Below are 20,404 nucleotides of genomic sequence, written 5' to 3'. Positions count from 1 at the left end.
ATCACCGGTCCCGTCGGCGACGAGGAAACGGCGGCTCATGGGGGATGCGAGCTCGACCTGGCCCGCAGGGCCGGGTTCCGTCGTACCCGCCCCCCGGGACCTGCTCGCCGCGGACGTGCCCGCCGGTCTGGTGCCCGGCCCCGCGGCGCCCACCTCCTGCCCACCACCGGTCGGGGACCAGCCCTGGACGGTCCTGCGCGAGCTGGGCCGGGGCGCCGGATCGGTCGTCCACCTGGCCTGCCGCGGCGGCCGGGAGTACGCCCTCAAGCGGCAGCGGCCCGGACTGCCCGCGGACCGGCGGACCGACCGGACCCTGCGCCGCGAGGCCGCGCTGCTGGCCAGCGTGCACCACCCCGGTCTGACCCGCGTGCACGCCGTGACCCCGGTCGAGGGCCGGCTCGCGATCGTCATGGACGCCCACGACGGGACGTCGCTGGCCGATCTGCTGCACTCCCCCGAGTCCCCCTCGCCCGGGCCCCTGTCGCTGACGACGACGCTGCGGCTGGTCGTCGACGTCTGCGACGCGCTGCACGCCCTGCACCGCAACGGTCTGGTGCACCGCGACGTCAAACCCTCGAACGTGCTGGTGACCCGCTCCGGTCGCGCGGTCCTCGTCGACCTCGGGGTCGCCCACCTGCAGACCGGCGCGGCCGACGCGGCCCCCGACGCCCCCGACGCCCCCGACGCCTCCGACGCCTCCGACGACGAGGTCGGCGCCCTGCTGTACCGCTCCCCCGAGCAGGCCGGCGTCGTGCGCTCCCCCGTCGACCACCGCTCGGACCTGTACGCCGTGGGTGCGGTCCTGCTGCAGTGCCTGACCGGTCACCTGCCGGTCTCGGGCACCAGTGCGGCCGAGGTCCGGCGCCGGCTGGCCCGGCTGCCGGCCCTGGACGTCGACGCGCTGGGTCCGCACGTCCCCCGGGCCCTGGGTTCGCTGCTGCGGCGGCTGCTGGCGCTCGACCCCGAGGACCGTCCCGCCAGCGCGCTGGCCGTGGCCGACGAGCTCAGCCGCATCGCGGCCGACGACCCCGCGGCCTCGGCCCCCGACATCGCGCTGGGCCGGCGGGCCTGGACCAGCCCCGCCGACGGCGGACTGCTCGAGCGCGGTCCGCAGGCCGCCGCGCTCGACGCCGCGTGGGACAACGCCCGTGCCGGGTCCGGCGGGGTCGTCCTGGTCCGGGGGGCCGCCGGGTCGGGACGCTCGGCGCTGGTGGAGCGGTTGCGGCGGCGGGCCGCCGCGCGGGGTGCGGCCACCGTCGTGCTCGACAGCACCGCCTCCCCCGGCGCCCCGCTGAGCGAGCTGCGCCGGGCGATGTCGGCCGGCGGTCTGCGCGCGAGCGCCGACCCGACGCCCACCGGAACCGGTCCCCGCCCCCAGACGCTGGCCGAGGAACTCCTCCAGCACGCCGCCCGCACCGGCCCGCTGCTGGTCGTCCTGGACGACACCGAGCACGCCGACGCCTCGACGCTGGCGGTCCTGCACCGGGTCGCCGGCGAGTGCGCGGACCTGCCGCTGCTGCTGGTCCTGGTCGGCCGGCCCGCCACGTCGGACGGGTCGTCGGACGGGTCGTCGGAGGAGACGGCCGGTGGGCCGGACGCACGTCTGGAGGACCGTGCCCTCGTGGTCGACGTGCCACCGCTGAGCGACGCCGCGGCCCGCGCCGTGGTGCGCCGCCGGCTGCCCGGCGCGGTCGTCACCGACTCGGTCGCCACCGCCCTGGTCTCGCGCGCGGCGGGCAACCCCGGCGCGCTGCTGGCGCTGCTGACCACCCTGCTCGACGACGGCGGACTGGTGCCGGACTGGGGCCACTGGCAGCTCGAACCCGCTGCGCTGGAAGCGGTACCGGTCGCACCGCGACTGCTCGCCGCGCTGCTGCGCCGGGTCGGGGAACTCCCGCCGGGCCAGCGCCACGTGCTGCGCCTGGCGGCAGCCTGCGGTCGGGCCGTCGACGACGACCTGGTGCTGCGGGCCGCCGCACCGCAGCTGGACGCCGCCGAGGTGCGCGCCGGGCTGGCCGCGGGGATGGCCGCCCGGCTGCTGCGCCCGCTGCCCCGCGGCCGGCACGAGTTCTGGCACCAGCAACTGGTCGAGGCGATCCTCGAGGGCGTCGACGAGCTCGAGCGACGCGCGCTGCACGCACGGCTGGCCCGGGTGCTGCGCGCGGACACCCGCGGCGGGGTCGACGCCGCCGACCGCGACGCGCTGTTCGCCTGCGCCCACCAGCACCTGCGGGCCGGAGACGCCGTCGCCCCCTCCGACGTCGTCGACGCCTGCGCGCTCGCCGGCGTCGAGGCGGCGCGCCGGCACGCCTTCGAGGCGGCGGTGGACCTGCTGCGCCGGGCCGTGCACACGGCCGACGCCGCCGGCCTGGTCCCCGACCCCCGGCTGCGGCGGTTGCTGGCCGCCTGCCTGGCCCGCACCGGCCGGCACGACCAGGCCCACCGGCACCTGGAGCACCTCGCCGCGCACGCCACCGACCCCGTCGACCGCGCCGTCGTGCTGGGTGAGCGGGCGACGCTGCTGCGGCACGAACGCGCCGCCGACGGCCCCCGGCGCGCCGCCGACGCCGCCGCGCAGGGACTGGCCGCGCTGGGGGCCGGCCGTCCCGCCGGCGGCCGGGGCTGGTTGCTGTTCGCGCTGGCCGCGGCCCTGCTGACGCTGCGCACGGCGCTGGCCCCGGGGACCCGGCCCGTCAGCCGGCACCGCCTGGACTCCCCGCGCGAGCTGAGCCGCGCCACCCTGGAGGGGGCGCACGCCGTGCTGCTGCGCGAGGCCGCGGCCGCCGACCTCCAGCTCGGGCACCCCGGCCGGGCCGTCCCGACGGCGCTGGCGGCCTTCGCCCACGCCCTGCGCGCCCGCCGCCCGGACCTGGCCCGCGACGGGGCGGCGACGGTGCGCGCGGCGCTGGACCAGCGCCTGACGGGCCGCCCGACCCTGCTGCCGGTGCGGCTGCCGGGCACCTCCAGCCTCGTCGGCCGGCCCCTGACCGCCCCCACCCACGAGCGGGGGGACCGAAGAGGTGCGGAGCCGACGATCCTGGCCGGACGACGGCTGGCCGCGGGGCTGCGCCGGTTGCAGGCAGGCGGGACCTGGCGCGCCGTGGCCGAGGTGCTGGAGGAGGACGGGCAGTGGCTGGACCTGCCCGCCTACGTCGCCGGGACGCAGGCCGTCGCCGTGGAGCGGATCGCGGCCGGTGACCTGGCCACCGCCGCGGCCTGGCACGCCCGGGCGCTGCGCCGGGTGCCCGACGGCACCGCCGTGCCCGCGGCGCTGGACCTGGTCCGCGGGGCGCTGCTCAGCGCCCGGGGCCGTCCCGGCGAGGCCGGTGAGCTGCTGGACGCCCTGCGCCGCGAGGAGTCCGACGACACCTCACCGCTGCACCGGTGGCAGCTGCAGCTCGCCACGGTCGACTGGCTCGTCGAGCAGGTCGACCTGTCCGACAGGTTCGACGCCGCCTGCCGGCAGACCGCGGACCTGGCCCGGCGCTGCCCGCCGCGGGGCACCCCCGAACCCGGCTGGACGGCGATCCTGCTCGTGCGCGGCCGGCTGGCCCAGCTGCGCGCGGCGGCCGACGCCGGGGACACCGCCCGGGTCGGCGAGCGCGAACGGGACCTGCGGGAGGCGTTGCGGGGACTGCACCGGGCGGGCCGGCCCGCCAGCGCCCTGCAGGCGGCGCTGGGCGACGTGGTGCGCGCCGCGGCCCTGCTCCGCCTCGGCTCCCGGCGCCGCGGCCGCCGGCTGCTGGACCGGGCGCAGGCCCGCGCCGCGCACCTGGACGCCCCCCTCGTCCAGCACGAGGTGCTGCTGCTGCGCGCCGAGCTGCTGGAGGAGTCCGCCGCGCACGCCGACGCCGAGCGGGAACGCTGGCTGGCCACGACCCTGGCCGAGCGGTACGGCTGGGTGGACCGTGCCCAGCGCGGCCGTGCCGACCTGGCCCCCACCCAGCCCTCGCCCGGCGGGCGCAGCCCCTGGGGCGCGGCGTCGGGCCGGCGGCGCCGGTTGCTGTCGGCGATGCGCGACGTCGGGCACGCGGCGCAGGTGCTGGACCCGCAGGACGTGGTGCGGCTGGCCCTGGACCAGGCCTGCGAGGTGCTGGGCGCCGACCGGGCCCTGCTGGCGGTGCTGGACGCCGACGACGAGCTGGTCGTCTTCGCCGGACGCACCCGGGCCGGCACCGACCTGCCCGCCGGCGCCGTCGTGGACCCCGTCGCGGCGCGCGCGGCGACGACGGGCCGTCCCGTCGTGCGCGGCGCGCTGCAGCCGTCCCCGGCCGACCCCGGGGGGGCCCGCAGCGTCGTGGCCGTCCCGCTGCTGGTGCGCGGCCGGCGCACCGGTGTGCTGTCGGCCGCCAGCACGGTGGCCCAGGGCGCCTTCGGCCGCGGCGACGTCGAGCTCCTGCAGCTCATCGCCGGTCAGGTGGCCGCGTCCCTGGAGACCGCGCGCGCCGCGCGGCTGGAGATCGAGGTGCACGGCGCCCAGCGCGAACGCGACCTCGCCGAGGCCGTCCGCCGGTTCACCGAGGAGGTCTCCGGCAGCCTGGAGCTGCCCACCGTGCGGCGCCGGGTGCTGCGGTCGGCGCTGACCGAACTCGGCGGCCGGCGCGGCGCCCTGGTGCCGGTGACGGTCCCCGGCTCCGTCGACGCCGACCCCCCGGCCCTGGTGACGGCCACCGAGGGGCAGGGCGTGCGCGAGGTCGCCTGGGGCCCGGACTGGCGGGCCGAACCCGACTGCGCCCCCCTGCTGGAACGGGCGCACGCCACCTGGGGCGACGATCCCCTGCCGGCCCGGCTGGCCGGTCTGCTCGACCTGGCCGGGAACGCCCCCGCGGGCGCGGACGAGCAGGTGCGGTGGCTCGTGGTCCCGCTGAAGGACCGCACCGGGCTGGTCGTCGAGACGCTGGTCCTGACCGGGGGCGCCGACGGGCCGGCCGCCCGGGCCCACGTCGCCGAGGCGCTGGCCGGCCCGGCCGCGATCGGGCTGGAGAACGCCCGGTTGTTCGCCCGCGTCGAGCACCTGGCCCGCACCGACTCCCTGACCGGGGTCGCGACCCGCGGGCACCTGCTGCGACTGGGTGAGCAGCGCGTGCGGCGGGCGGCGCGCGGGCGGGCGATCGCGGTGGTCATGATCGACGTCGACCACTTCAAGTCCGTCAACGACACCTACGGGCACGCCGCCGGCGACGAGGTGCTCACGGCCGTGGCGCGCCGGCTGCAGCACGAGACGCGGGAGACCGACGTGCTGGGCCGCTACGGCGGGGAGGAGTTCGCGCTCGTCGTCACCAGTCCCGGTCCGCTGGAGGGCCACGGCCCGCTGGATCCCGCCGAGGTGGCCGAACGGCTGCGCCTGGGGGTGCGCCGCAGTCCCGTCGAGGTCCGCGGGCAGCGGTTGCAGGTCACCGTCAGCGTCGGCGTCGCGGTGCTGCGCGAGGGCGAGCAGCTGTCCGACGTCCTGGCCCGCGCCGACACCGCGCTGTACCGGGCGAAGGCGGCCGGTCGCGACCGCGTCGTCGTCGCGCCCTGACTCCCGCGGAAACAACAGTCTCCGTCGCCCAGAACGCTCCTGGGCGACGGAGACTGTTGTTTCCGCGGGGTCGGCGGCGACGTCAGAGCAACGTGCTCCAGTAGGACCAGAACTTGGTGGCGACCATGGCCAGCACGGCGACGTAGCTCAGCACGACGAGCAGGCCGCGGTAGTCGACGACCGTGCGGGCCGCGCCGCGCAGCGCGTGCGGGACGGGCAGCAGACCGCGGTCCAGGCCGTCGGCCAGGTGCACCCAGAACGTCGGGACCACCACCGCCCACACGACCATGCAGTACGGGCACAGCGCGTGGATGGAGTACAGGCTCTGGCCGATGAGCCAGCCGACGAAGACCGTCCCCAGGGTGATCCCGAGCAGGTAGCCGCGTTCGACCCAGCGCGGCAGCACCGTGCGGGACAGCACCAGCACGCCCAGGAACGTGGAGAGGGCGAAGGCCGCGATGCCGATCAGCGGGTTGGGGAAGCCGAAGAGCGCGGCCTGGTCGGTCTGCATGACGCTGCCGCAGGACAGGACCGGGTTGAAGCTGCAGCTGGGGACGTAGTCGGGGTTCTCGGCCAGCTCGAAGCGCTCGATCGTCAGCGTGAACGCCGCCACGAAGCCGAGCAGCCCGCCGAGGGTCAGCAGCAGCCCGCGGGCGCGCTGGGAGACGGGCATCGCCGACAGGTGTCCCGCCGGGATCCGGTCGACGTCCTCGTCGGCGCGCTCGACGTGGTCGGTGCCGGCCATCCGCTGTCCCCCTCGCTGGTGCCCTGCTGGTGCCCTGCTGGTCCGAGAGCCTGTCCTACCCCACCCCCAGCATCCTCGGCACACCTGGACGTCCCCTGAACGGGTCGGCGGTCCGGGGTCCACGGCCCGGCGGGTGCGGAACGGTAGGTTCGCCAGCGTGTCCGTCCCCACGCAGTCCCCCGCCACCCCGCGCCCGCGCTACGACGACGACCTGCGGCTGGCGCACGTCATCGCCGACCAGGTCGACGGGGTGACGATGGACCGCTTCAAGGCGATGGACCTGCGGGTGGAGACCAAACCCGACCTGACCCCCGTCAGCGACGCCGACCGCACGGCCGAGGAGCTCATCCGGGCCCAGCTCAAGCGCACCCGCCCGCGCGACGCCGTGCTGGGCGAGGAGTTCGGGCTGGTGGGGCACGGGGCCCGGCAGTGGGTGGTCGACCCGATCGACGGGACGAAGAACTTCGTGCGCGGGGTGCCGGTGTGGGCCACCCTCATCGCGCTGCTCGACGACGGTGAGCCGGTCGTCGGCGTCGTCTCCGCGCCCGCGCTGGGCAAGCGGTGGTGGGCCGCGGCCGGGTCGGGGGCGTGGACCGGGCGCAGCCTGAGCTCGGCGACGCGGATGTCGGTCAGCTCGGTCGGCGCGCTGGCCGACGCGTCCTTCGCCTACTCCTCCCTGGAGGGCTGGGAGGCGACCGGGTCGCTGGACGGTTTCCTGGGCCTGACCCGCTCGGTGTGGCGCACCCGCGGCTTCGGTGACTTCTGGTCGTACATGCTGCTGGCCGAGGGTGCGGTCGACATCGCCGCCGAACCCGAGCTGGCGCTGCACGACATGGCCGCGCTGGTCCCGATCGTCACCGAGGCCGGCGGCCGGTTCACCTCCCGCGCCGGCGCGGAGGGCCCGCACGGCGGCAACGCCGTCGTCACCAACGGCCTGCTGCACGGGGCTGCGCTGGAGTTCCTGGGTGCGCCTGCGTCCTGAGCCGCCGCGGGAGGTCGTGACCGACCCGCGGGAGCGCCGGCTCCTGGTCTGGGAGGTCGTGGCGGTCTTCGCCGTCTCGCTGGGGATGAGCGGGGTCCGGGCGCTGGTGCGCTTCATCGGGATCCTCACCGCCCCGGAGGCCGTCAACGCCCAGACCTCGACGGTCCTGGGCAGCTACGCCCCCGACCGGCCCTGGCTGGACCTGTCGCTGCAGCTGGTCTCGATCGCCGCCGGGCTGGCCCCGGTCCTGCTCGTCGGCTACCTCCTGGCCCGCGGCGGGCAGTCGCTGCGGACGCTGGGGTTCGACGGCCGCCGGCCCGGGCGCGACGTCGCCGTGGGGCTGGGCCTGGCGGCGTTCATCGGCGGCTGCGGGCTGGTGCTGTACGTGGGGGCCGTGGCCGCGGGCGTCAACACCAACGTCGCGGCCTCGACGCTGCCGGACGTGTGGTGGGCGGTCCCGGTGCAGGTCCTGGCCGCGGCCGAGAACGGGATCCTGGAGGAGGTGCTGGTCGCCGGGTACCTGCTGCACCGGCTCGCGCAGCTGGGCGTGCGGTGGCTGCCCGCCCTGGTGGTCAGCGCGCTGCTGCGCGGTTCGTACCACCTGTACCAGGGGCTCGGCGGGTTCGTCGGCAACGTCGCGATGGGGTTCGTCTTCGGCTGGGTGTACCAGCGGTGGGGCCGCACGATGCCGCTGGTGATCGCGCACACGGCCATCGACGTCGTGGCCTTCGTGGGGTACGCGGCGCTGGTGGGGAAGGTGAGCTGGCTGCCGGGGTGAGTCCGGTGGAGGTGCTGTGAGGCCACCCGCACGGGCTGGCCGGACTGCGGCACGGCTCCTACGGTGGTCAGGTCCGCAGGACGTCGATGTCCGTTCTCGACCGCACCCTGAGGAGCTCCACCCCTGTGAACATCAGCACCTCCGTCTGGCTCACCATCGGTGTCGCGCTGGCCGCCGCCGCCGCTGCCGCCCTCATCGGCGAGGCCATCGCGCTGGGCGTCCGCCGCCTGGGCCGCAAGCACGAGATCCTCGCCACCCTCGCCCAGCGGGGCCGGCGACCGCTGGCCGGGATGCTGGCCACCCTGGCGGCCGTGGTCTCCCTGGGCATCTACACCCAGACCGCCGACTGGCAGGCCCCGACCTTCTTCGTCTTGAAGATGCTCTCCGTCGTGTTCGGCGCCTGGCTGGCCGTGGTCGCCGCGAACGTGGTGCAGGACGTCCTGATGCTGCGCTACCGCATCGACGTCGCCGACAACCGGCGCCAGCGGCAACGCCGTACCCAGGTCTCCCTGATCAAGCGCGTCGTCGTCGCGCTCATCGTCGTCGTGGCCGCGGCCTCGATGCTGCTGACGATCCCCGGCGCCCGCGGGATCGGCACGAGCGTGCTGGCCTCGGCCGGTCTGCTGTCCGTCGTCGCGGGTCTGGCCGCCCAGACGTCGCTGGCCAACGTGTTCGCGGGGCTGCAGATCGCCTTCACCGACGGCATCCGCGTCGACGACGTCGTCGTGGTCGAGGGCGAGTGGGGCAACATCGAGGACATCACCCTGACCTACGTCGTGGTGCGGTTGTGGGACCAGCGCCGGCTGATCCTGCCCTCGACGTACTTCACGACCACCCCGTTCGCGAACTGGACGCGCAACTCCTCCGACATCATCGGCAGCGTCGAACTCGACGTGGACTGGGCCGTCCCGGTCGAGCGGTTGCGTTCGCACGCGGAGCGTTTCGTGAAGGCCCACCCGTTGTGGAACGGCGAGACGTTCGTCCTGCAGGTCACCGAGGCCAGGAACTCGCTGGTGACGTTGCGGGTGCTGGTCAGCGCCAACTCCGGCGGGGAACTGTTCGACCTGCGCTGCGCCGTGCGCGAGGAACTCGTCGGCCTGCTGCGCCGCGAGCACCCCGAGGCGCTGCCCAAGGTGCGGTTGGAGTCCCCCCGGGCCGTCTCGCTGCCGCAGCAGGACGGGCACCGGTACCGCGACGCCCGCACGTCCTGACCCGGACCCGACCCTTGGTGTGATGCACGTCTCAGCCTTCTAGATCGCGGCGGCCTCAAGACGGGGCCGGATCGGGGCGAGACAACAGCACGTGCCCGTCACCACCCTGATCTCCGTCCTCGGTCTGGCCGCCGCCGCCCTCGGCATCGTCACCGGTGTCCCGCAGATCCTGCGTCTGCTCAAGAGCACCGACGCCAGCGGCCTGTCCTACTCCTCGGCGGTCCTGGGTGTGCTCGCCTCGGGCACCTGGCTGACGTACGGCCTGCTCCTGCTGGACCCGGCCCAGCTGGTCGCCAACGTCCCGGGCCTGGGCTGCGCCGTCGTCACCGTCGTGCTGGCCGCCCACCGGCTCGGGCTGCGGCTGTCGACCGCCGCGGTCGCCACGGCGGCCTGGGTCCCGGTCGTGGCCGGGGCGTTCGCCCTCGGCGGGGTGGTGCTCGTCGGGATGGTCGCGACCGCGGTGTCGCTGGTGAAGATGCTGCCCCAGGTGCGCACGGTGCTGCGCCGCGAGCCGCTGGGCGGCCTGTCCCCCGCGACGTTCTTCCTGACCCAGGTCTCGGCGACGATGTGGACCGTCTACGGCCTGGCCACCGCCCAGACCTCGGTCGTGGTGTGCTCGGCCGTCTCGGCCGTCCTGGCCGGCGTCGTGCTGTCCCGCCGCTGCCCGCCGCTGGCCGTGGCGCGCGCCCTGCACTACGGCCGGCTGGGCGTGGCCGGCCGGCTCCTGGTCCGCCCGCTCTACCTGGCCCGCCGCGCGCAGCTCACGCTCGCGGCATGAGGCCCACCACCCCGGCGGTGACCTCGCGGGAACCCCTGCGAGATCACCGCCGAGGTGCTTCTCAGCGCAGGAACCAGGTGCCCGGCTCGGCCAGGGCGTCGGCGGAGGCCGGCCCCCACGTCCCCGGCGCGTAGGACTCGATCTGCGGCCGGTTCTTCGAGAACCGGTCGATGCAGGTCCACGCCGCGCGCAGGCCGTCGACACCGGTGAACAGCGACCGGTCACCGGTCAGGACGTGCTCGATGAGGTGAACGTACGGCAGCGCGGGTTCGCCGAGCCCGGACAGCGCCAGCGAGGCGGTGCCCTGGGTGAGCCCGCCGGCGACACCGGGGGTGCGCACGGTCAGCGCCACGTCGATCGCCCCGCCCTCCAGCAGCGAGAAGCTGATCGTGGCGGGTTCGGCGCCGGCGTGCAGCCCTCCGGGCGACTTCAGGACGAGGGTGACCCGCTGCTCGTCGGCCGTCATCTTCTTGCCCGAGCGCAGCAGGAACGGCACACCGCGCCAGCGGTCGTTGTCGATCCAGACCCGGCACGCGGCCAGGGTGTCGGTCTGCGAGTCGTCCGGAACGCCGTCGATGTCGGTGTAGCCCTCGAACTGCCCGAGCACGACCTCGGCCGGGTCGAGTTCCCGGAAGTCCTGCAGCGCAGCGTCTCGCGCGGCCTGCAGCGCGCCCGGCCCCAGGTCGGCGGGCGGTTCCATCGCGACGGTGGCGGCCATCTGGAACAGGTGCGTGACGATCATGTCGAGGAAGGCGCCGGTCGCGTCGTAGAAGCTCGCGCGCTGGGCGACGTCGAGCGTCTCGGCGATGTCGACCTGCACCTGCGCGACGTGCTCGCGGTTCCAGATCGAGGCCAGCCAGGGGTTGGCGAACCGGGCGTGGATGACGTCCTGCTGCGCCTCGAAGGCCAGGAAGTGGTCGATGCGGAACACCTGGGACTCCTCGAACACCCGGTGCACCTCGGCGTCGAGTTCCTCGAACGTCTCCAGCGAGGTGCCGTAGGGCTTCTCGTAGACCACGCGCGCCCCCTCGGCCAGCCCGTGCGCCGCGAAGGCCTTCGTGGCGTCCAGGAACGCACCCGGCGGGATGGCCAGGTAGTGCACCAGTTCGGCGTCCCCGCCCAGCGCCTCGCGGGCTTCGGCCAGCACGTCGAGCAGCTGCCCGGGGTCGTCCTCGGTGAAGCCGCCGGAGGCGAACAGGAGGTGCTCGGCGAAGTCGTCCCACGGCCCGTCGGCGGGCTGGGGGCCGAACTCCTCCAGCGCCTCGCGGATGAACTCGCGGAACTCCTCGTGGGTCTTCTCGCCGCGGCTGGAGCCGATCAGCCTCCACTGCTGCGGCAGCCGGCCCAGGCGGGCGAGTTCGAAGAAGGCCGGCGACACCAGCCGGCGCGAGAGGTCCCCGGTGGCCCCGTACATGACGAAGATCGTCGGCGTGCTCTGGGACTGCTCTGTCGAGTGAGCGTTGCTGGTCACGCAGGCAGTATCGCCCGTCTTGCCTCCCCGACAGGCCCTGGGGCTAAGGTGTCCCCGTGACCACCACCGCACTCCCGACGGGAACCGCCAGCGCCTCGCGCCGCGGTGCGTGGTGGTGGGTGTCGGCGGTCGCCTGACGCTCCCACGTCCCGGTGGCCGCCTCGTCGAGGAGGCCGACCGCAGGACGTCCCCCTCGACGGACGGCTCCCCCAGCCCCTCGAGGAGAACCCGATGACACCCGACGAGATCGTCACCGACCTGCTGGCCCCCGGCGCCGGCCCCTTCGCGCTGCTGCGCCGCCTCGATCCGCGCACCGGCCAGCCGGGTCCGGTGGAGGTCCTGCGTGGCCCCGTCGAGGTCGTCGAGCACCTGGCCGACATCCCGCTGCGCGACGCCCCGCGCGACGCGCTGGCCCTGGTCCCGTTCCGGCAGCTGCGCGAACGTGGTTTCGAGGTCCACGACGACGGCACCCCGTTGCAGGTGCTGCGGATCTCCGAGGCCGTCGACCTCACGCTCGAGGACGCGCTGCGCGCGCTGCCCGACGCCGAGGTCCCGCTGCGCGACGTCGCCCCGGACCTGTCCGACGAGGACTACGCGGCCGTGGTGCGCCGCATCATCGACGACGAGATCGCCCAGGGCAGCGGCGCGAACTTCGTGATCCGCCGTGACGTCGACGCGGTGATCGACGGGTTCTCCGTGACGACGGCGCTGAGCCTGTTCCGGCGGCTGCTGGTCGCCGAGCACGGGGCGTACTGGACGTTCGTCGTCCACGTGCCCGCCCCCGACGGCACCTCCCGGACCCTCGTGGGCGCCAGCCCCGAGGTGCACGTGCGGATGGCCCGCGGCGAGGTGGTCATGAACCCGATCTCGGGCACCTACCGCTACCCCGCGACCGGCCCGGACGCCGACGGCCTCGTGGAGTTCCTCACCGACCCCAAGGAGGTCGAGGAACTGTTCATGGTGGTCGACGAGGAACTGAAGATGATGTGCTCGGTCGGCGACCTGGGCGGTGTCGTCCACGGCCCGTACCTGCGGGAGATGGCCAACCTCGCGCACACCGAGTTCGAACTGCGCGGCCAGTCCACCCTGGACGCACGGGAGGTGCTGCGGCAGACCATGTTCGCCGCCACCGTGACCGGCAGCCCGTTGCAGAGCGCGTGCCGCGTCATCAAGCGCTTCGAACCCTCCGGCCGCGGCTACTACGCCGGCGCCCTGGCGCTGCTGGGCCACGACGCCGAGGGTGCCCAGACGCTGGACTCCCCCATCCTCATCCGCACCGCCGACATCCGCTCGCGAGGTGCCGCGGCGAGCGTGCGGGTCTCCGTCGGCGCCACGCTCGTGCGGGGTTCCACCCCCGAGGGCGAGGTGGCCGAGACGCACGCCAAGTCCGCCGGCGTGCTGCGGGCGCTGGGGGCCCTGCCCGCGCTGCCGGCCCGCACGGGTTCGGGCGGCGCGCCGGTCCGCCGGGTTCCGCTGGCCTCCGACGCCCGCATCGCGAACCTGCTGGCCTCGCGCCGCGACCGGCTCGCGACGTTCTGGCTCGAACCGCAGAAGCAGCCGACCGGTTCCCCGCTGGGCGAGGCGCTGGTGGTCGACGCCGAGGACACGTTCACCTCGATGCTCGTGCACCTGCTGGCCGCGGCCGGGTTGCGCGCGCGGGTGCTGCGCTACGACGACCCGGCCCTGGACGCTGAACTGGCCGCGCACACCGGGCTGGTGCTGCTGGGCCCGGGCCCGGGCGACCCCGAGGACCCCGCCGACCCGCGGATCGTCCGGCTGCGCGCGCTGGCCGAACGCCTCGCGGTGGACGCCCGCACGGGGGGAAACCCCCTGCTCGGGGTGTGCCTGGGCCACCAGCTGCTGTCCGGGACCTTGGGTCTTCCGTTGCGCCGCAAGGATGCTCCGCACCAGGGCACGCAGCTGCAGGTGGAGCTGTTCGGGCGGGAGGCGACCGTGGGGTTCTACAACTCCTTCACCGCACGGGTCGACGACGCCGCCGTGGCGCGGCTGACCGCCGAGGGCGTCGACGTCGCGACCGGACCGGCCGACGAGGTCGTGGCGGTGCGCGGCCGGGGTTTCGCCGGCATCCAGTTCCACCCCGAGTCGGTGCTGACGCTGGAGGGTCCGGCCGTCCTGCGCTCGCTGGTCGAGCCCCTGCTCAGCGACCGGGGCTGACCAGCCCGATCTCGTAGCCGAGCACGACGGCCTGGACGCGGTCGCGCAGCCCCAGCTTGGTGAGGATGCGGCTGACGTGCGTCTTGGTCGTCTGCTCGGCGATGAACAGTTCCGCCGCGATCTCGGTGTTCGACAGGCCGCGCGCGATGCAGACCAGCACCTCGCGTTCGCGCGGGGTCAGGTCGGCGACGGCCGCGGGGACCTCGACCGCCCGCTGCCGGGTGGAGACGAAGTGCTCGATGAGGCGCCGGGTGATGACCGGGGACAGCAGCGAGTCCCCCGCCGCGACGGCCCGCACGGCCTCGACGAGCGCCTCGGGGGTGGCGTCCTTGAGCAGGAACCCGCTGGCTCCGGCCTGCAACGCCGAGAACACGTAGTCGTCGATGTCGAAGGTGGTCAGCACGAGCACCTTCGGTGCCGGGTCCAGCCCCGCGGCGAGGATGCGCCGGGTCGCCTCGAGCCCGTCGAGGACGGGCATCCGCACGTCCATGAGCACGACGTCCGGGCAGGTCGCGCCGGCCACCTCGACGGCCTGCGCGCCGTCGGCGGCCTGGCCGACGACCTCGATGCCGGGCTGGGCCGACAGCAGCGCGGAGAACCCCGCGCGGATCATCGCCTGGTCGTCGACGACGACCGCGCGCACGGTGGTGGTCACGCCCCACCCTCCCACGGCAGGTCGGCGCGCAGGACGAACCCTCCCTCGGGGGTGGGCCCGGCCTCGACGGAGCCGCCGAGCAGCGCCGCCCGCTCCCGCACGCCGACCAGCCCGTGCCCGCCGGCGTCGGGGGCCGGGGCGAACCCGTCGGGGGCCGGGCCGTTGCGCACCTCCACGACCAGTCCCGGGCGCGCGCGCAGCACGCCGACCTCCACCGCGGCGCCGGTGGCGTGCCGCACGACGTTCGACAGCCCCTCCTGCACGATGCGGTGCACCGTGATCCCCACCGCCGACGGCACCGGCTGCTCGCGCAGCGGCGGGTCGACGTGCAGCCGGACCCGGGACCCGGCGCGGCGGGCGCCCTCGGCCAGCTCCTCCAGCCCCTCCAGCCCGGCGCGGGGCGCCAGCTCCCCGCCGTCGCCGTTGCTGCGCAGCACCCCCAGCAGGGTGCGCATCTCGGCCAGCGCGGTGCGCGACTGGGCGGCGATGTCGTCGAACTCGGCCCGCGCGGCCGGCGACAGGTCCGCGATCCGGTACTGCGCCGTGGTGGCCTGCACCCCGATGACGGACATGCTGTGCGCCACGACGTCGTGCAGTTCGCGGGCGATGCGGTTGCGTTCCTCCACCACGACGCGGCGGGACTGCTCGGCCTCGGCGTCGCGGCGGGAGCGGGCCAGCTCCTCCCGCACCCGGCGACGGGCCCCGACGACCGTGCCGGCGCCCAGCAGCAGCGCCGAGTTCGAGGCGTAGACGGTGAGGTTGGTCCCCTCGTCCCCGGCCCCGTCCGGCAGCACCACCGCGAGGACGCCGGTGAGCACCAGGCTGGCCAGCCACGCGGTCAGCCCCACCCGTCCGAGGCGGCGGACGCCCAGGACGGCCAGCAGGGTTCCGAAGGTCAGCAGCGAGGGCACCGTCCACGGCCACGGCCCGCGGTCCGGGTCGGCTCCCAGGACGACCAGCAGCACCCCGGTCAGCGCGGCGGCCACGCCCAGCTCGGCGCGGAACAACGCCAGGACCAGGGCGCCGCACTGCAGGAGGACGGCGAACAGGGCCAGCTCGGCCGGGACACCGTGGACGGCCGCCGACACCGGGGCGCCGACGGCGTACAGGACGACGGCCACGAACACCACGAGCAGGCGGCCGCTGGCCAGCGGGGCCAGCGCGGCCCGCGCGGCGCGGACCCGCCGGTGATCACGCCGGGGACGCGGCGAACGACGCAGCAAGCAGACCACCTCCCGCCCGTACGGTACGCAGCGCGGCCCCGACCAGGGCCCTGGCCGCCAGCAGCAGCCCCGCCAGCGTCAGGCCGGCGAGCACCGCCAGCCACGGCTGGGCCAGGAGGCCCTCGAGGCGGGCGGCGAGGTGGTCACCGGTGAGCACGCCCAGCCCGACCAGGACGCTGACCCGGACCGCGGTCAGCAGCGCCACCCAGCCGGCGAACCGGCGGTAGGCCACCCCGGACCAGCCGGCCGCCAGGAACGCCGGCACGGCCCCGACGTCGACGAGCTTGGCCCCTGCGACGACGCTCGGCAGGTGGTCGCAGGCCTTGCGGGACAGCGCCTCCTGCCGGTCGGCGGTGAACCCGAGCCGCTCGGCCAGCCGCGCCGCGCGCGGGAACCGGCCGGCCCGGCGGGCCAGCCTGCCGACGGCGAACAGGGCGCTGTCCAGGACGACGTCGGTGCAGAAGGCCAGCAGCCAGACCACCAGCAGCGCGGCGTGCCCGGCGCCGACGAGGGTGCCGCCGACGAACGTGGCCACCGGCCCCTCCACGACCATCGCCGGCGCCAGCACCGAGTACGGGCCACCCGCGGCGAACACGTCCATCTCCGGCCTCCGTCCCGTGCGGTCCCCACGACCGCACGGACAGTCCACCGCAGGCGGCGTGCACCGGTCGTCCCTCGCGGGAGCGGTCCTGGCGTACCTCCCCGGTACGGGGTCACCCGCCGGGGCCGGTGGAAAGCACGAAGGCCCGGACCAGATGGTCCGGGCCTTCGTCATCCTGGTAGCGGGGACAGGATTTGAACCTGCGACCTCTGGGTTATGAGCCCAGCGAGCTACCGAGCTGCTCCACCCCGCGTCGGTGAACCTGACGTTACGCCGATCGAGCCGGGAAGGCAAATCGCTTGCAGTCGCACACGGAACGACGAAGGCCCGGACCGTGTGGTCCGGGCCTTCGTCCTACTGGTAGCGGGGACAGGATTTGAACCTGCGACCTCTGGGTTATGAGCCCAGCGAGCTACCGAGCTGCTCCACCCCGCGTCGTGAGACCAACCTTACGCCAGGGTGGACGGGAGACCAAATCGCCTCCCGTCCACCCCTGCTGGACGCTCCGGCTCAGGGCGTCGGCGTCCCGCTGGGGGTCTCGCCACCCTCGGGCGGGGCGCTGCTCGCGCTCGGGCTCGACGTCGAGGTCGGCGCCTCGGTCTGCTCCAGCCGCCCCTCGGCCGCCGACGCGGCGTCGACCGCGGCCTGCAGCCGCTCCTGCGCCTCGCCGTAGGCGGCGAAGTCACCGTTCTGCAGCGCCGTGGCGGAGTCCTGGATGGCCGTGCGGGCGTCGGCGAGCGCCCGCTGCAGCTCGGTCTGGGCTCCTCCGGCGGGCGGCTCCCCCGTCGGCTGCTGGGTCGGCGTCTCGGTGGGCACCCCACCCTCGGTGGGCGGCGCGCCCTCGTCACCCGCGCCGGCGCCGGAGTCGCCGCCGAAGACCTCGTCGAGGGCGGCGTCGAGGGTGTTGGCGATGGCGATGTTGTCGCCGAAGACCGCCACCACCCGCGACAGGCGCGGGTAGGAGTTGTCGCCGGTGCTCTGCGCGTAGATCGGCTCGACGTACAGCATCCCGCCCCCCACGGGCAGGCTCAGCAGGTTGCCGTAGATGACCCGCGAGTTGTCGCCCAGCGACAGCAGGCGGACCTCCTCGGCGACGGCCGTGTCGGAGCGGATGTTGTTCTGGATCTGCACCGGGCCGTTGACGGTCGTGGTCTGGGGCAGTTCCAGCAGCCGGATCTCGCCGTAGCCCTCCCGCTTGACCCCGTCCTCGGAACCGGCGTTGGAGTCGACGGCGGCGAAACCGCGCATGACCTGGGTGCCCGAACCGGTCTGGTTGGAACTGGGCACGAACGTCGTCGTCAGGCTGTACGTCGGCGTCTCCTGCTCGGGCATGCGCAGGGTCAGGTAGTACGGCGGCTGCGCCGGCCGGGTCTGCCCCTGCGGGGTGTCGACCGTCGGGTCGTCCGGCACGTCCCAGAAGTTCTCGCCGGTCAGGAACGAGGCCGGGTCGGTGACGTGGTAGCTGGCGAGCACGTCGCGCTGGACCTTGAACATGTCCTGCGGGTACCGCAGGTGCTGCATGAGCGAGGCGTCGATGGCGCTCAGCGGCTGCACCGCGTCGGGGAACGCCTTCATCCAGGCCTTCAGCACCGGGTCGGACTCGTCCCACTCGTACAGCGTCACCTCGCCGGTGTAGGCGTCCACGGTCGCCTTCACCGAGTTCCGCACGTAGTTCACCGTGCGGTCCTGCAGCGCCTGCACGCTGCTGCCCTGCGTCTGGGTCAGCGCGTCCGCCGTCACCTCACCCAGCTGGCGGGCCGCGGCGTAGGGGTAGGAGCTCGACGTCGTGTACCCGTCGAGGATCCAGACCACGCGCCCGTCCACGACCGAGGGGTAGGCGTCACCGTCCATCGTCAGCCACGGCGCGACCTTCTCCACGCGCTCGCGCGGGGTGCGGTCGTACAGGATCTTGGACTGGTCGTTGACCGAGCTGGACAGCAGGATGTTCTGGTCGCCGAACTTCAGCGCGTAGACCAGCTTCTGCAGCAGGTTGCCGACGGCGACGCCGCCCGAGCCGTCGTACTGGGTGGTGGCGAAGTCGTTGCCCTCGGGGTAGTCGATCTCGTTGTCGCGGCCACCGACGATGGAGTAGTCGGTCGTCCCCTCGCCGAAGTAGATGCGGGGCTGCTCGATCTCGATCTCGCCCGTGCTCGGGACGTTGGCCTCGAGGTAGCTCGGGCTGCCGTCGGGTGCCCGGCCGTTGCCGCGGGCGACGACCACGCCGTAGCCGTGGGTGTAGATCGTGTGCTCGTTGACCCAGGTGCGCTGGTTGTCGCTCAGACCGTCGAGGTTGAGCTCGCGCGCGGCGACGACGGCGTCCTGCGTCGTCCCGTCGGGTGCGGTGTAGCGGTCGACGTCCAGCGTCTCGCCGAACGCGTAGTAGCCGCGCAGACCCTGGGTCTGCTGGAAGGAGGCCGACACGACGGCCGGGTCGAGCAGCCGGACGCTCGGGATCGTCTGGGCGTCGGAGGACAGCTGTCCCTGGCTGGCGCTGGTGTCGGCCTGGTACGACTGCGTCTCCACGTCGGAGATGTCGTAGGCCTCACGGGTGGCGTCGATGTTCTTGCCGACGTACTCGGCCTCCAGGCTCTGCCGGTTGGGCGTGACCTGGAAGCGCTGGACCGCCCACGGGTAGATCCCGCCGATGGCGATGGCGCTGACCACCAGCAGCCCCGTGCCGATGGCCGGCAGCCGCCAGGACGTGCCGAAGGCGGCGGCCAGGAAAAGCAGCGCCACGACGACGGCGATGATCGCCAGGATCGCCTTGGACGGCAGCACCGCGTGCACGTCGGTGTACGTCGGGCCCACGACGCCCCGGACGTGGCCGGAGCTGGAGGTCATGATCTCGTACCGGTCCAGCCAGTACCCCACCGCGCGCAGCAGCAGGAACAGCGTGGCCAGGACGGCCAGGTGGATGCGCGCCGCACGGGTGGTCCGCTGCCCACCGCCGGACAGCCGCAGCCCGCCGTACAGGTAGTGGGCGGCCAGGCCGCCGATGCCGGCCAGCACCACGGCCGCGGTGAGGAAGCTCACCAGGAACGTCAGCCACGGCAGGGTGAAGACGTAGAAGCCCTGGTCCATGCCGAACTGCTCGTCGTTCGCGCCGAAGTCGACGCGGTTGATCCACAGCAGCAGCGTCTCCCAGCGGCTCATCGCCACCGACCCGCCGAACAGGCCGGCCGCCGCCGACAGCACGATCACCACGACGCGGCGCAGCGGCTCCAGGGACTCGCGGTAGCGGTCCAGCCCGGCCTGCTCGGTCGACAGCGGCGCGTAGACCGGCCGGCTGCGGTACCCGACGGTCAGCGAGACGGCCACGGCCGCGGCCAGCAGCAGCCCGCCGACGACGAACAGCGCGATCTGCAGCCACAGCTTGGTGGAGAAGGTGGACAGGAAGTCCAGCTGGCCGAACCACCACACGTCGGCCGTGATCCGGGCACCGATGATCACCGCGACGACGACCGCCACGAGGATCACCACGGTGGGCAGGGCTGCGCCCCGGCGACGACGCCGGAGCACCGGCCGGGACGGACGGCGTGGTGGGAAGCTCACGATCAGGCAACTTACAAGCCCCGCTGTGCGTGCCCACCGTCCGATGTGATCCACGCTTCGTGACCACATCGTTGTCATCCGGAGGGTGATCTCCCCCACCCGCCGGGTGTGGGCACCCCGCACGGCGGCCGTGCCACCATCGTGGCCGTGGAATCCGAAGCGCTGACCTCCTCGAGCCTGTGGCGGACCGTCGCCGAGATCGAGCGCTACGTCGCCGCCGACGGGTGGGGAGCACCGCTGCGGCTGTTCGCCCTCGTCCGCACCGCCGACGCCCTCGACCGCGATCCCGGCCTGGCCCACCGCCTGCCCGCGCACGTCGTGGAGGAGGCGCGCGCCGACCCCGGCCACCTGACCTCCGTGGAGCAGGACGGCGTTCCCGACGTCGCCGACCTCGACGAGCTGCTGGGCCAGCTGGCCTGGCCGGCCGGCGTCGACGGGGCCGCGCTGGTCGTGGAGAAGATCCTCGTCCCGCCGGACGCCGAGGCCGAGGTGCGCGCCGCGACGTCCTCCGACGACGAGGAGGGCCGGGCCCGCGCGCTGGCGGCCCACCCGCTGGCCGAGGACGTGCGCATCGCCGTCGGCGTGCTGCGCGACGGCCGGCACGAGTGCGCCGTGCGGTCGCGGTCCAAGGACTCCGACGGGGAGGTGCGGACGGGTTCCGACCTCGTGCCGGGCCTGGTCAGCGCGCTGCAGGCCACCCTGGCCGACTGAC

At 74.7% G+C, this 20,404-nt stretch carries 13 protein-coding genes and 2 tRNA genes; 7 read left to right on the top strand and 8 right to left on the bottom strand.

The genetic code is table 11. From position 1 onward, the window contains the following. Positions 1 to 37 precede the first annotated feature (37 nt). On the top strand, positions 38 to 5,521 hold the full coding sequence (locus tag ACRYR2_RS18055) for a diguanylate cyclase (RefSeq protein WP_432564283.1): 5,484 nt from the start codon (positions 38 to 40) through the stop codon (positions 5,519 to 5,521). Between the two features lie 82 nt (positions 5,522 to 5,603). Here ACRYR2_RS18055 and ACRYR2_RS18050 read toward each other — a convergent pair whose 3' ends face one another. Continuing rightward, positions 5,604 to 6,266 carry a vitamin K epoxide reductase family protein gene (locus tag ACRYR2_RS18050; protein WP_432564282.1) on the bottom strand — a complete coding sequence of 221 codons (663 nt, stop codon included), beginning with the start codon at positions 6,264 to 6,266 and terminating at the stop codon, positions 5,604 to 5,606. 157 nt (positions 6,267 to 6,423) lie between these two features. Between ACRYR2_RS18050 and hisN the strand changes: the two genes are divergently transcribed. The 4 genes from hisN to ACRYR2_RS18030 all read left to right on the top strand — a co-directional run bounded on the left by hisN (position 6,424) and on the right by ACRYR2_RS18030 (position 10,015). Then, complete coding sequence (hisN, locus tag ACRYR2_RS18045) at positions 6,424 to 7,248, top strand: histidinol-phosphatase (protein ID WP_432564281.1); 825 nt, start codon at positions 6,424 to 6,426, stop codon at positions 7,246 to 7,248. Beyond that, positions 7,232 to 8,026 carry a CPBP family intramembrane glutamic endopeptidase gene (locus ACRYR2_RS18040; protein ID WP_432564280.1) on the top strand — a complete coding sequence of 265 codons (795 nt, stop codon included), beginning with the start codon at positions 7,232 to 7,234 and terminating at the stop codon, positions 8,024 to 8,026. The genes hisN and ACRYR2_RS18040 overlap by 17 nt, the downstream gene beginning before the upstream one ends. 125 nt (positions 8,027 to 8,151) lie before the next feature. After that, the gene (locus tag ACRYR2_RS18035) at positions 8,152 to 9,237 is read left to right on the top strand and encodes a mechanosensitive ion channel family protein (RefSeq protein ID WP_432564279.1); all 1,086 of its coding nucleotides are present in this window, start codon (positions 8,152 to 8,154) and stop codon (positions 9,235 to 9,237) included. Between the two features lie 91 nt (positions 9,238 to 9,328). Further along, positions 9,329 to 10,015 (top strand): SemiSWEET family transporter, encoded by a 687-nt coding sequence (locus tag ACRYR2_RS18030; RefSeq protein ID WP_432564278.1) that lies wholly within the window; start codon positions 9,329 to 9,331, stop codon positions 10,013 to 10,015. 61 nt (positions 10,016 to 10,076) lie between these two features. On the opposite strand, the gene ACRYR2_RS18025 is transcribed toward ACRYR2_RS18030, so the two are convergent. Then, on the bottom strand, positions 10,077 to 11,486 hold the full coding sequence (locus ACRYR2_RS18025) for a glucose-6-phosphate dehydrogenase (RefSeq protein ID WP_432564277.1): 1,410 nt from the start codon (positions 11,484 to 11,486) through the stop codon (positions 10,077 to 10,079). Between the two features lie 231 nt (positions 11,487 to 11,717). On the opposite strand from ACRYR2_RS18025, the gene ACRYR2_RS18020 reads away from it, so the two are divergent. Further along, positions 11,718 to 13,661, top strand: a complete 1,944-nt coding sequence (locus tag ACRYR2_RS18020) for an anthranilate synthase family protein (RefSeq protein WP_432564276.1) — start codon at positions 11,718 to 11,720, stop codon at positions 13,659 to 13,661. Here the strand turns inward: ACRYR2_RS18020 and ACRYR2_RS18015 are convergent. From ACRYR2_RS18015 to ACRYR2_RS17990, 6 genes are all read right to left on the bottom strand, one after another. Then, positions 13,645 to 14,316 (bottom strand): response regulator, encoded by a 672-nt coding sequence (locus ACRYR2_RS18015; protein ID WP_432564275.1) that lies wholly within the window; start codon positions 14,314 to 14,316, stop codon positions 13,645 to 13,647. The genes ACRYR2_RS18020 and ACRYR2_RS18015 overlap by 17 nt on opposite strands. Further along, the gene (locus ACRYR2_RS18010; protein WP_432564274.1) at positions 14,313 to 15,539 is read right to left on the bottom strand and encodes a sensor histidine kinase; all 1,227 of its coding nucleotides are present in this window, start codon (positions 15,537 to 15,539) and stop codon (positions 14,313 to 14,315) included. The genes ACRYR2_RS18015 and ACRYR2_RS18010 overlap by 4 nt, the downstream gene beginning before the upstream one ends. After that, a complete protein-coding gene (locus ACRYR2_RS18005; protein ID WP_432564273.1) occupies positions 15,508 to 16,140 on the bottom strand; it encodes a hypothetical protein in 633 nt (210 codons plus the stop codon). Before ACRYR2_RS18005 ends, ACRYR2_RS18010 begins: the two co-directional genes overlap by 32 nt. Positions 16,141 to 16,316: 176 nt before the next feature. After that, positions 16,317 to 16,393, bottom strand: a tRNA-Met gene (locus ACRYR2_RS18000). A 105-nt stretch (positions 16,394 to 16,498) separates the two neighbouring features. Next, positions 16,499 to 16,575 (bottom strand) — tRNA-Met (locus ACRYR2_RS17995). Between the two features lie 75 nt (positions 16,576 to 16,650). Continuing rightward, positions 16,651 to 19,692, bottom strand: coding sequence for a UPF0182 family membrane protein (locus ACRYR2_RS17990; protein WP_432564272.1), 3,042 nt, complete (start codon positions 19,690 to 19,692; stop codon positions 16,651 to 16,653). A gap of 147 nt (positions 19,693 to 19,839) precedes the next feature. On the opposite strand from ACRYR2_RS17990, the gene ACRYR2_RS17985 reads away from it, so the two are divergent. Beyond that, complete coding sequence (locus ACRYR2_RS17985) at positions 19,840 to 20,403, top strand: PPA1309 family protein (protein WP_432564271.1); 564 nt, start codon at positions 19,840 to 19,842, stop codon at positions 20,401 to 20,403. Position 20,404: the final 1 nt, after the last annotated feature.

This window comes from Kineococcus deserti, from assembly GCF_050871945.1.
GTDB lineage: Bacteria > Actinomycetota > Actinomycetes > Actinomycetales > Kineococcaceae > Kineococcus.
The sequence above is the reverse complement of the archived record's forward strand: the minus strand, read 5'-3'. Positions and strand labels throughout refer to the sequence as shown.